The sequence below is a fragment of the Flavicella sediminum genome (assembly GCF_006381105.1).
In the GTDB taxonomy this organism is placed as follows: domain Bacteria; phylum Bacteroidota; class Bacteroidia; order Flavobacteriales; family Flavobacteriaceae; genus Flavicella; species Flavicella sediminum.
Genome location: NZ_VDET01000016.1, coordinates 20,382 through 31,845, shown reverse-complemented (window position 1 = coordinate 31,845; position 11,464 = coordinate 20,382). Strand labels below are relative to the sequence as shown.

At 32.8% G+C, this 11,464-nt stretch carries 11 protein-coding genes; 5 read left to right on the top strand and 6 right to left on the bottom strand.

Annotated elements, in window-relative coordinates:
* Positions 1-40 precede the first annotated feature (40 nt).
* Positions 41-1,810: a translational GTPase TypA gene (gene typA, locus FGM02_RS13870; protein WP_139959090.1), complete on the top strand. Its 1,770-nt coding sequence runs from the start codon at positions 41-43 to the stop codon at positions 1,808-1,810.
* A 72-nt stretch (positions 1,811-1,882) separates the two neighbouring features.
* On the opposite strand, the gene FGM02_RS13865 is transcribed toward typA, so the two are convergent.
* The 6 genes from FGM02_RS13865 to pyrR are packed head-to-tail and all read right to left on the bottom strand — an operon-like array spanning position 1,883 to position 6,929.
* On the bottom strand, positions 1,883-2,590 hold the full coding sequence (locus FGM02_RS13865) for a DUF2490 domain-containing protein (RefSeq protein ID WP_139959088.1): 708 nt from the start codon (positions 2,588-2,590) through the stop codon (positions 1,883-1,885).
* Between the two features lie 21 nt (positions 2,591-2,611).
* Positions 2,612-4,036 carry a DNA recombination protein RmuC gene (gene rmuC / locus FGM02_RS13860; RefSeq protein ID WP_139959086.1) on the bottom strand — a complete coding sequence of 475 codons (1,425 nt, stop codon included), beginning with the start codon at positions 4,034-4,036 and terminating at the stop codon, positions 2,612-2,614.
* A gap of 60 nt (positions 4,037-4,096) precedes the next feature.
* Complete coding sequence (locus FGM02_RS13855; RefSeq protein WP_208021519.1) at positions 4,097-5,014, bottom strand: ribonuclease Z; 918 nt, start codon at positions 5,012-5,014, stop codon at positions 4,097-4,099.
* A 52-nt stretch (positions 5,015-5,066) separates the two neighbouring features.
* Entirely contained in the window at positions 5,067-5,405 is a 339-nt protein-coding gene (locus FGM02_RS13850; protein ID WP_139959084.1) for a ribonuclease Z, read from the bottom strand.
* Positions 5,406-5,452: 47 nt separating this feature from the next.
* Positions 5,453-6,382, bottom strand: a complete 930-nt coding sequence (locus FGM02_RS13845) for an aspartate carbamoyltransferase catalytic subunit (RefSeq protein WP_139959083.1) — start codon at positions 6,380-6,382, stop codon at positions 5,453-5,455.
* Positions 6,383-6,386: 4 nt separating this feature from the next.
* Positions 6,387-6,929, bottom strand: a complete 543-nt coding sequence (pyrR, locus tag FGM02_RS13840) for a bifunctional pyr operon transcriptional regulator/uracil phosphoribosyltransferase PyrR (RefSeq protein ID WP_139959081.1) — start codon at positions 6,927-6,929, stop codon at positions 6,387-6,389.
* A gap of 152 nt (positions 6,930-7,081) precedes the next feature.
* On the opposite strand from pyrR, the gene FGM02_RS13835 reads away from it, so the two are divergent.
* The 4 genes from FGM02_RS13835 to FGM02_RS13820 all read left to right on the top strand — a co-directional run bounded on the left by FGM02_RS13835 (position 7,082) and on the right by FGM02_RS13820 (position 11,297).
* Positions 7,082-8,449, top strand: a complete 1,368-nt coding sequence (locus FGM02_RS13835; RefSeq protein ID WP_139959079.1) for a tetratricopeptide repeat protein — start codon at positions 7,082-7,084, stop codon at positions 8,447-8,449.
* A 118-nt stretch (positions 8,450-8,567) separates the two neighbouring features.
* The gene (locus FGM02_RS13830) at positions 8,568-9,497 is read left to right on the top strand and encodes a DUF368 domain-containing protein (protein ID WP_139959077.1); all 930 of its coding nucleotides are present in this window, start codon (positions 8,568-8,570) and stop codon (positions 9,495-9,497) included.
* Between the two features lie 31 nt (positions 9,498-9,528).
* Positions 9,529-10,536, top strand: coding sequence for a DUF368 domain-containing protein (locus FGM02_RS13825; RefSeq protein ID WP_139959075.1), 1,008 nt, complete (start codon positions 9,529-9,531; stop codon positions 10,534-10,536).
* 5 nt (positions 10,537-10,541) lie between these two features.
* Positions 10,542-11,297: a shikimate dehydrogenase family protein gene (locus FGM02_RS13820; RefSeq protein WP_139959073.1), complete on the top strand. Its 756-nt coding sequence runs from the start codon at positions 10,542-10,544 to the stop codon at positions 11,295-11,297.
* The last annotated feature ends 167 nt before the right edge of the window (positions 11,298-11,464 follow it).

Sequence of the window (11,464 nt, the reverse complement as noted above, 5' to 3'; positions counted from 1 at the left end):
TCAATTATAAATAGTACTTTTGCAATCTTAAAATTCTTGTATGCAAATTAGAAATATCGCTATTATAGCCCATGTCGATCACGGTAAAACTACTTTGGTTGATAAAATAATCGACCAAGCAAAAGTATTGGACGAAAGAAAAGAAAGAACAGATCTTTTGTTAGATAACAATGACTTGGAACGTGAAAGAGGAATTACGATTCTTTCTAAAAACGTTTCTGTTCAATACAAAGGAACAAAAATCAATGTGATTGATACTCCTGGCCATGCCGATTTTGGTGGTGAGGTTGAGCGTGTATTGAAAATGGCAGATGGAGTTTTATTGTTGGTAGATGCCTTTGAAGGACCTATGCCACAAACTCGTTTTGTATTAGGAAAAGCTTTAGAGCTTGGTTTAACACCCATTGTTGTTGTTAACAAAGTAGATAAAGAAAACTGTACTCCAGATATCGTTCACGAAAAAGTATTTGACTTGATGTTTGCTTTAGAAGCGACTGAAGAGCAATTGGATTTTACAACTGTTTACGGTTCAGCTAAAAATAACTGGATGAGTACAGATTGGAAAAATCAAACTGACAATATTGTACCTTTATTAGATGCTGTTTTGGAATCTATTCCAGAATCTCCTTACAATGAAGGAACTCCTCAAATGCAAATTACTTCATTAGATTTTTCTGCCTTTACAGGAAGAATTGCTATTGGACGTATTTTCCGTGGAGATTTAGAAGTAGCTAAAGATTACATGCTATGTAAAGCTGATGGCTCAACTAAAAAAGTTAGAATTAAAGAATTACACGTATTTGAAGGGATGGGTAAAGTCCAAGTAGAAAAAGTACGTTGTGGTGATATTTGTGCAATTACAGGTATTGAAGGATTTGAAATTGGTGATACCATTGCAGATTTAGAAAACCCTGAAGCATTACCAAGAACTGAAATTGACCAACCTACCATGAGTATGTTGTTTACAATTAACAATTCTCCTTTCTTTGGTAAAGAAGGTAAATTTGTAACTTCTCGTCATTTACGTGATCGTTTGTTCAAAGAATTAGAAAAGAATTTGGCTTTAAGAGTTGAAACTACGGATTCTGAAGACAAATTTAATGTATTCGGACGTGGTGTGTTGCATTTATCTGTATTGATTGAAACAATGCGTCGTGAAGGATATGAATTACAAGTAGGTCGTCCTCAAGTAATCATTAAAATGATTGATGGTAAGAAACATGAACCAATGGAAACATTGTCTATTGATGTACCTGAAGATGTTGCTTCTAAAGCTGTAAACTTGGTTTCTTTGCGTAAAGGAGACTTAATGATTATGGAACCTAAAGGAGATTTACAACATTTAGAATTCTCTATCCCATCTCGTGGATTGATTGGATTGCGTAATAAAATTTTAACAGCAACTGCTGGTCAAGCAATTGTAAACCATAGATTCAGTGAATACGGACCTTACAAAGGTGATTTCAATGAAGAGGAAAAAGGAGCAATTGTTTCTGCTGCTGCTGGTAAAGCAACGGCTTATGCATTGAACCGTTTACAAGATAGAGGTAAATTCTTTATCGATGTAAATCAAGAAATCTATGTAGGTCAAGTAATTGGTGAAAACAATAAGTCTGATGAAATGTCAGTAAACTTGATCAAAGGAAAGCAATTGACAAACATGCGTAAATCTGGTACAGATGACGCTATGAAAATTGCTCCAAAAGTAGACTTCTCTTTAGAAGAAAACATGGAATACATTAGAAATGATGAATATTTAGAGGTTACTCCAGAAAGCTTACGTATGCGTAAGATTACTTTCAAGGCCTAATTTTCTTAGAATATATTGAATAAAAAAACCGTTCCAATTTTGGAACGGTTTTTTTATGCTTTTATATAAGGCTTATTTTGTCAAGTCTATTTTGTGTTTTATGCCTAGCCAAACAATTTGATCTTGTTGGTAAATACCTGGTGCGTTTTTAGCACCAAACTGATTGTTGTAATTCATTGTTACAGATATATGTTCATTAGCGGTATAGCTGAAACCAGTGATCAATCTATTTTTGCTAAAAACATTGTATACGATGTCATTTCCAATGTTTGCAAAAATTTCATCTCCTAGGTTCAAACTCAATTTGTTTTTTATTAGGGGGAAGTTGAGCATGATTCGGTAGCGTAAGCGAAAAACAAAACTATCTGAATTGTTGTCTTTGTTATGAACAAAACGTTCTTCAAATCGAAATCTATGTGCCGTTTTTAAGAAATTGTATTTGTGTTTTATAATTACATCTTGATGAGGTCTAATTTCTAAACGATTTAACTGGTCATTGCTATAATAACCTACATAAGCAATTCCTGGAGAAATTAATACATTAGGGTTTATTTGATAGCCCATTCCACTACGAAGAACAAATTGATTTTTGTTGGCAAAATTAGCTCGCCAACGGAAAGCCAAATCACTAATAACAGACCATTTTTCAGATACTTTTATACTGCTGTAATATTGTGACCACTGTTGGTTGGTATAACTTATTTCTTTGTTTTGAGCTTTTAATGCAATGCTGCCTAACAAGAGGAGGTTGAGTACGGTGAATTTAATGTTTACTGACAAATTTTAATTTTTTAATGTTGATTATTCTTCTTCAGCCCTTTCTATCAAAGCAGAAGGCAATGTTTTTTTTGCTTTGGCTCCTAGTTTTTTTATTTTTTCTACACTGGTAATCAAATTCCCTCTACCAGTTGTTAATTTGTTCATAGCGCCGTCGTATTCAGTTTTTGTGTCTTTAAGTCGGTTACCGACTTTGATCAAATCTTTTAACAAACCTTCAAATTTATCATACAAGGCACCGGCCTGACGAGAAATTTCAATGGCATTTTTTTGTTGTTTTTCATTTTGCCACATACTGTCAATAGTACGTAAGGTAGCTAATAGGGTAGTTGGTGTAACAATCACAATGTTTTTAGCAAAGGCTTTGTTGTACAATTCATTGTCGTTTTCTAAGGCTACTGCAAATGCGGGTTCTATCGGAATAAATAACAGAACAAAATCTGGGGATGCTATTTGGTGTAAATCTTCGTATTTTTTTGCGCTTAATTGGTCTACATGCCTTTTTAAGGAATTGGTATGTTCCTTTAAAAAGTTGGCTTTTTCAGTTTCGTCATCGGTGTTTACATACTGTTCGTAGGCTGTTAAAGATACTTTTGAATCCACAACCATTTTTCTATTGTCTGGTAAATTGATAATGACATCTGGACGCAATCTTGTTTTTCCTTCTTCTTCTGTAGCGAAGCTTTTTTCTAAATCGTATTCTCTTCCTTTTTCTAATCCAGACTTTTCTAGCACACGTTCTAAAATTAATTCTCCCCAGTTTCCTTGGGTTTTGCTATCACCTTTTAAGGCTTTAGTCAAGTTTATTGCTTCTTGACTCATTTTTAAATTTAATTTCTCTAAGCCTTCAATTTGCTGTTTTAATGCGGAATTTCGTACAATACTTTCTTTGTTGGTGTCTTCTACTTTTTTCTCGAAATCTTTTATTTTTTCCTTTAATGGATTTAAAATATCTCCAATGCTTTCTCTATTTTGCTCTTTAAATTTTCTCGACTTCTCGTCCAGTATTTTGTTGGCTAAAATTTCAAATTCTTTGGTGAATGTTTCTTGAATTTTTTCAATTTCTTGTTTGTTGTCTGCTAACTTTTCTTCGGTGTTTTTTAATTGGGCTTGCAGTGTTGTCGTTCTAACTGTAAGCTCAGTATTCTTTTTTCGAAGCGCATCTAAATCCAGTTCTTTAGCTTGTCTTAGGTGTTCTAAGCTTTCTTTTTCGTTAAGTGCCGCTAATTGAATTTCTTCTTGGAGTTTGGAAATAATTTGATCTGTATGTTCTTTTTCTTTTTCAACAGTAGTTTTATAGTCGTTGATTTGTTGAAGTAATAAATTGTGTTTTTCTTGAAGAGAAGCTTGGTCTTTTTCAGCGGTTAATTTGGCTATTTTTTTACCCAAAACGAATCCAAGTGCTAAACTTATAAGGGCAGAAATAAACAAAATGATAAGATTTGACATAGCTTTAATTTGTTGTTTAAACTTTAGAAGCGCTGTAAGTTCATGAGGTAAACGAGTTGTTTATTTTAGCTCAAATATTTTTCCTGATGCTGCCAAGGAAACGGGTGTGAATACTGTGCTTGCTTCTTCTTTAAATTTATTTAAATCTTTGTACCTCGATGAATAGTGACCGATGATTAGGTGTTTAACTGCAGCTTCTTTGGCAATGGCTGCAGCTTCCTTTGCAGTACTGTGTTTGGTTCGTTCCGTTAAATCTTTGCGATCTTCTAAAAAAGTAGCTTCGTGGTATAATAGGTCTACATTTTTAATGATAGGCACAATATCTGGCTTGTAAGCCGTATCGCTACAAAAAGCATAGGAATAATTTTTAGTCGGATCAAAAGTCAGTCGTTTGTTAGGAATGATAGTTCCATTTTCATCAGTGAAATCTTTTCCCTTTTTTAAATTGTGGTAATCGCAAATTTCAATGGCTGAATTTTGTTGAATGGCATCCATATTTAATTTTCGCTCGCCAACTTTTTCCTTAAATAAATAACCGTTTGTGTAAATTCGATGATTTAGTGGGATGGTATGTACCTCTACCTTTTTGTCTTCAAAAATTAACTGACTTTCAGTGCCTTCTAACTCATGAAAAATCAATTTAAAATTGGTCCATGATTTGGCAATTTTTAATTGCAATACAATAATTTCTTTAATGCCTTTTGGTCCGTAAACATGCAAGTCGTGTTCTCTATTCAGCAAACCAAAAGTAGAAATCAAGCCAATCAGTCCATAAAAATGATCGCCATGTAAATGCGAAATAAAAATATGTCGGATTTTAGCGAATTGAATTTTATGTTTGCGAAGTAAGGTTTGTGTACCTTCTCCGCAATCAATTAAAAAATGACGTTCGTTTATTTCTAAATACTGTGAGGTTGGGTGAGCATCTATTCTTGGGGTTGCAGAATGACAACCCAATATGGTTAATTTGATGCTCATAGTATTTTTTGTTAAATGATTATAAAGCGAAACTAAGAAATCAGAATTGCAATTACAAACCTAATAAATCTCTTTCTATATTGTCCATTTCTAAAGTGTCTTCAGCTTCACCTAAAGTAGGGACAATACTTAAAGTTTCATCTTCTAGTGCATCTATATCAATTCCTTCAGCTACAATTACAAATGAAAAACCTTGCTCTTTATGCGTGGCAGATATTTCTGAAAAACCTTCCAACTCTTCAATAGAAACTGAAAATGAATTTAAAAAATCAATAAAAAGATGGTCTTTTTTTAATGTTTCAAGTTCTTTTGTAAGGGCTTCAAAGAATGCTGAAAAAGAAGTTTCAGTGGGTGTAACAATAGTATAGGTTTCTTTTTTAGCGTATTTCATAAATGGGTATTAAAAATTGAAGATTGGTATATAAAAGTAAAAAAGGTTTATCGTTTTATTTGTTGTGCTAATAAATAAATACAAGCCATTCGCACAGCCACACCGTTTTCTACCTGATTTAAAATGATGGATTGATCAGAATCGGCTACATCACTTGTTATTTCAACTCCACGGTTAATAGGACCCGGGTGCATCACAATAATTTCTTTATTCAAGGAATTTAAAATTTCTTTGTTTATTCCAAAAAGCTGGGTGTATTCTCTAGTAGAAGGGAAATATTTAATATCCATTCGTTCGTGCTGCACTCTTAATACATTGGCAACATCACACCATTCTAAGGCTTTTCTTAGATCGGTTTCTACAGTAACCCCTAAGCTTTCAATATGTTTGGGAATTAAAGTCGTAGGTCCACAAACTTTTACTTCAGCACCTTGCGTTTTTAAAGCGAATATATTGGATAAGGCAACTCTAGAATGTAAAATATCTCCTATAATTACCACTTTTTTGCCGCCAACATCTCCTAATTTTTCTCTAATAGAATAAGAATCTAACAGGGCTTGTGTAGGGTGTTCGTGTGTGCCATCGCCCGCATTGATAATTTTAGCATTGACATGTTTCGATAAAAAAACAGCTGCCCCTACATTGGGATGGCGCATTACAACAATATCTACTTTCATAGATAAAATGTTGTTTACGGTGTCAATTAAAGTTTCTCCTTTTTTTACTGAAGATTGTGCTGCAGAAAAATTAATAATATCTGCCGACAATCGTTTTTCAGCCAATTCAAAAGATAATTTTGTCCGGGTGCTATTTTCAAAAAATAAATTAGCGATGGTAATATCTCTTAAAGAAGGTACCTTTTTTATTGGTCGATTTATAATCTCTTTAAAATGATCTGCTGTCTCAAAAATTAGCGATAAATCATCTTGATTTAAATGCTTTATTCCTAGTAGGTTGTTGACACTTAATGACTTCATTTTTTTACTTATTCGTTGTTAAATAAACCGTATCCTTTCCATCGTTTTCTTTCCATAAAACGGCTACTCGTTCATTGTTAATTACATCTACTTGTCTTCCTCTATAATCGGGTTGTATCGGTAAATGTCTGCTAAATCTTCTGTCAATCAATACAAGAAGTTCTATATGCCTAGGTCTACCATAGGATTGCATTGCCGTTAAGGCAGCATTGATACTTCTGCCTGAATATAAAACGTCATCTATAATGACCACTTTTTTATCTTCAATTAGAAAATCAATATGCGACGTGTTTGCTTCTAAAGGAGCGTCTCTTCTTCTAAAATCATCTCTAAAAAAGGTAATATCTAACAAGCCTAAAGGCACATTGTCAACTTGATATTCTTCTTTTAATAGGCCGGCAAGTCTTTTTGCTAAATAGGTTCCTCTTGGTTGAATTCCAATAAGTACGGTGTTCGAAAAATCGCCATGATTTTCAATTAGCTGGCAAGCCAATCGGTGTAAGATGATTTCAATTTCTTTAGAGTTTAGTAAAATTTTGTTACTCATAATAATTGCCAAAGCTTGTTTTTTGGATAACAAATATAGGTATTTCTGTTAATTAAATTGTTAAAAAGAAATTCTATATTTTCTTTATATTAGCTAGGCTTGTTGTATTTTTATTTTGTTAGTTTTTTCACTAAAATGTAAATTTTATGGGTATGTCTTTGTCGAAATTTGAATCAATGTTGAAGACCGATAAGGTGTATTTTTTCGACTCATCTGAATTTGAGGAAATTATACATCATTACATTGATAATGGTCGACATTCGTTGGCTAAAAAAGCAGTGAAATTAGGTTTAGAACAACATCCTAGTTCTGTACTTCTTAGATTGTTGAAGGCAGAATTGTATATTTTTGAAGATAAAATTGTGGAAGCAAAAAAACTTCTGAATGAATTGCAAGCTCTTGAGCCTACAAATGAAGAAGTTTATATTCAAAAAGCAGCTGTTTTTTCAAAGGAAGACAAGCACAAGGAGGCGATTGAATCCTTAAAAATTGCGCTTGATTATACAGATGATATTGCAGATGTGACTTCATTGTTAGCGATGGAATATTTGTTTTTAGATAACTTTGAAGATGCTCGGTTGAATTTTGCCAAATGTTTGGAAGTCGATTTTGAAGATTATTCTTCTTTATACAATGTGGTGTATTGTTTTGATATGGATGAAAAACACGCCGAAGCCATTGTTTTCTTAAAATCGTATATCGATAAAAACCCTTATTGCGAAATAGCTTGGCACCAGCTAGGCCGTCAATATATGGTGTTAAAAAATTATGAAGAAGCATTGACAGCTTTTGATTATGCCGTAATTATTGATGAAAGTTTTATTGGAGGTTATATTGAAAAAGCAAAAACTTTAGAGGAATTAGAACGTTATGGTGAGGCGATAGAAAACTATATGGTAACGGTAGAATTGGATGATCCTACGGCGTATGTTTATTTGCGAGTTGGCGAGTGCTATTTGAACTTAAATATGTTTTCTAAAGCAGTTGAGTTTTATAAAAAAGCAACAAATGAAGACCCTTTGTTAGACAAGGCTTGGTTGGCACTGACAGAAGTTTATTTTCAAAAAGAAGATTTTTCAAAGTCCTTATATTATATGAAGAAGGTACTTTCTATAGATGAATTTAACCCAATGTACTGGAGGAAGTACGGTGAAATTAATTTGAAATTAAGCTTTTTTGAAGAGGCCATAAATGCGTTTAAAAAATGTTTGAGTTTGGACGATAAGTCTTTAGAAATTTGGGTAGCCTTGGTAGATATTCAATATTTTATTGGTCATTTTGAAGAAGCGCTAGCTTCTTTGGTACAAGCAAAAAACTTTTACAAAGAAACCGCAGAAATTGAATATAGATTTTTTGGATTGTTGTTGCATATGGATAAGCAGGAGGAAGGTTTGTTGCATTTAAAAAATGCTTTGGCTTTGGATTTTGAATTTCATACAGTTATAAAAGAGCTGTATGCTGGTTTGTTTAAAATGGACGAAGTAATAGAAATTATTGAAAACTTTCCCAGTGTTAAGTAAGTTGAAACAGCATATTGTTTGCCAAGTAAAATAGTTGTTTGTTAATTTATTTCTTGACGGTAATTTGCGAAGTAATATCTCCAAATAAAAAGTATATTTGTCAAAATCTTCTTGACAAATGAACAGATCTATCAAAGACTATATTTTTATTTTTTTTAAAGGAATGGCCATGGGTGCTGCAGATGTAGTTCCAGGTGTTTCTGGAGGTACCATTGCTTTTATATCAGGTATTTATGAAGAATTACTTGGAAGTATCAGTAGCATTAATTTTGGCACCTTAAAACTGTTAAAAGAAAAAGGTATTAAGGCGGTTTGGGAATCGGTAAACGGTAATTTTTTAGCAACCTTATTAGCAGGAATTGCGGTTAGTGTGGTTTCCTTAGCCAAAGGAATTTCTTTCTTATTAGAAAATCAACCTATTTTATTGTGGTCTTTCTTTTTTGGATTGGTTTTGGCCAGTGTTATTTTTATAGGAAAACAAATTAGCAAATGGAATGTGCTAACCGTTACAATCATGTTAATTGGTGCTGTAATTGCTTATTATATTACGATTATTGAACCTTTGGTATCGGATGAAGCTTCTCCTTTATTTTTATTTATTTCAGGTGCTTTGGCAATCTGTGCCATGATTTTACCGGGTATATCGGGTTCCTTTATTTTAGTTTTATTGGGTTCTTATAAAATTATTTTAGATGCCATTCACAATAGAGATTTACAAAAAATAGCCATCATCGGAGCCGGAATTGTTGTTGGTTTGTTAAGTTTTTCAAAAGTATTGAAGTGGTTGTTTTCTAATTATAAAAATTTAACCTTGGCGGGTTTAACAGGTTTTATTATTGGTTCTTTAAATAAAATTTGGCCTTGGAAAGAAACATTATCTTGGCGAACAAATTCTCATGGAGAAGAGGTTCCATTGTTGCAAAAAAGTATCAGTCCTTCTAGTTTTAATGAAGATCCGCAATTGATATACGCTATAGTTTTTGCAATTTTGGGGTACTTAATTATTTTAGGACTAGAGAAAATTCAAACTCTTAAAGCTCAGCAGTAAATAGTTCGCATGAATTTCTAAATAACAACAAATGGCATCAGAAAGAACTTACAGTGACAAGCTGTTACTTTTTTTAAAAGGCTTAGCTATGGGAACTGCAAATAAAGTTCCTGGGGTTTCTGGTGGAGCGGTGGCATTTGTGTTAGGGTTTTATGAAGAATTAATTTATACTTTTCAAAAAATAAATAGCAAAGCGTTTAAATTAATTTTAGGTAGAAGGTATAAAAGCCTCTATGAATATTTAAACCTATCTTTTTTGTTTTTGGTAATGGGAGGAAGTCTGTTTAGTTATTTCAGTATTTCTATTCTATTAGATTTTTTATTGACCAATTACGAAATGTATGTGTGGAGTACCTTTTTTGGAATGATTATAGGTTCTGTGTATTACATCGGTAAAAAGTACGAATCGTGGAGTTTGAATAATAGCTTTGTTGTATTAATAGGAGCCTTGATTGGGTGTGCGCTAAGTTTTATGCCTCCCGCTCAAGAAAATAGCAATCTTTGGTTTGTGTTTTTATGCGGAATTATAGGGGTAAGTGGCATGACTTTACCTGGATTATCGGGGTCTTTCTTATTAATGCTTTTAGGAAATTATGTTTTGCTGCTAGTAGACTCTGTCAATGTAGTTTTTGATGTGACCAGAAACGTGATCATGGGGAACTTTGAAATTTTATCGGATAGCTTTCATCGAAAATATCTGAAAATAGCGATCACTTTTTTCATGGGGTCTTTTGTAGGTTTGGTCACCATTTCACATATTTTGGGTTATGTTTTAAAAAGATGGAATGCCATTATCAACGCCTTAATTATTGGTTTTATAGCGGGTTCATTAGGCGTGGTTTGGCCATGGAAGGAAAAAATATACAAAACGATAAATGGCATACAGGTACTGGATCAGCAGCAAAATCCGATTTTAGAAAATTACGAACGGTTTTTGCCTAATTTGCAAGACACAGCAACATGGAGTGCTCTTGCTTTTGTGTTGTTAGGAATAGCCATAGTTTTAAGTTTAGATTATTACGAACAAAAAAGAAATTAGTTAACATGAGTTACAAAAGAGTGTTTGGATTGGTAGGGAAAAATATAGCCTATTCATTTTCAAGAAATTATTTTGCAGAAAAATTTGATCAATTACAATTAACAGATTGCAATTATCGCAATTTTGATTTACAAGAAATTCAAGAATTTGCACCGATTTTTAAAGAACATAAAGAAAATTTAGTGGGGTTAAATGTTACCATTCCTTACAAAGAAATGGTAGCTGCTTATTTGGATGAAATTGACGAAGATGCCGCAAATATAGGAGCCATTAATACCATTAAAATAGATAAAGATGGCAAACGCAAAGGTTTCAATACCGATGTTTATGGTTTTTCTAATTCTATAAAACCTTTTATCAAACCCATACATAAAAAAGCCTTGATTTTAGGAACGGGTGGAGCTTCTAAGGCCGTGGCCTATGCTTTTAAAAAAATGAATATAGAGTATGTTTTTGTTTCAAGAGTTCCTAAAGATGCGCAGCAAATTTCTTATGAAAGCTTGAATGAAAAAATTATTTCTGAAACACATATCATTGTAAACTGTTCTCCTATTGGAACCTCTCCTGATATTCATTTATGTCCAAGCATACCTTACGAGTTTTTGTCAGAAAATCATTTGCTATTCGATTTGATTTACAATCCAGATGAAACTACTTTTTTACGAAAAGGAAAAGAAAAAGGAGCTGCTATAAAAAACGGATACGAAATGCTTGAATTGCAAGCGGAAAAATCTTGGGAAATTTGGAACTCAGAAGAATAAGCTAAATTTGAACACGACTAAAAATCCACAATCGTAAATGATTGATGGATTTTTTTTGTTTTAAGGTGTGTAGAGACACTTAAAAATATAAAAGGAAGGAACTTGCTATTTGTTCTTATAAATTTTGCTGTTTCACTAGCTATCAGTATATTTAGAATCTCATAATA

Bases quoted from the DNA above. Each gene is read 5' to 3' on its own strand.
- typA (WP_139959090.1), top strand. From the start codon at position 41: ATGCAAATTAGAAATATCGCTATTATAGCCCATGTCGATCACGGTAAA.
- rmuC (WP_139959086.1), bottom strand. From the start codon at position 4,036: ATGTCAAATCTTATCATTTTGTTTATTTCTGCCCTTATAAGTTTAGCA.
- FGM02_RS13855 (WP_208021519.1), bottom strand. From the start codon at position 5,014: ATGAGCATCAAATTAACCATATTGGGTTGTCATTCTGCAACCCCAAGA.
- FGM02_RS13850 (WP_139959084.1), bottom strand. From the start codon at position 5,405: ATGAAATACGCTAAAAAAGAAACCTATACTATTGTTACACCCACTGAA.
- FGM02_RS13845 (WP_139959083.1), bottom strand. From the start codon at position 6,382: ATGAAGTCATTAAGTGTCAACAACCTACTAGGAATAAAGCATTTAAAT.
- pyrR (WP_139959081.1), bottom strand. From the start codon at position 6,929: ATGAGTAACAAAATTTTACTAAACTCTAAAGAAATTGAAATCATCTTA.
- FGM02_RS13835 (WP_139959079.1), top strand. From the start codon at position 7,082: ATGTCTTTGTCGAAATTTGAATCAATGTTGAAGACCGATAAGGTGTAT.
- FGM02_RS13830 (WP_139959077.1), top strand. From the start codon at position 8,568: ATGAACAGATCTATCAAAGACTATATTTTTATTTTTTTTAAAGGAATG.
- FGM02_RS13825 (WP_139959075.1), top strand. From the start codon at position 9,529: ATGGCATCAGAAAGAACTTACAGTGACAAGCTGTTACTTTTTTTAAAA.
- FGM02_RS13820 (WP_139959073.1), top strand. From the start codon at position 10,542: ATGAGTTACAAAAGAGTGTTTGGATTGGTAGGGAAAAATATAGCCTAT.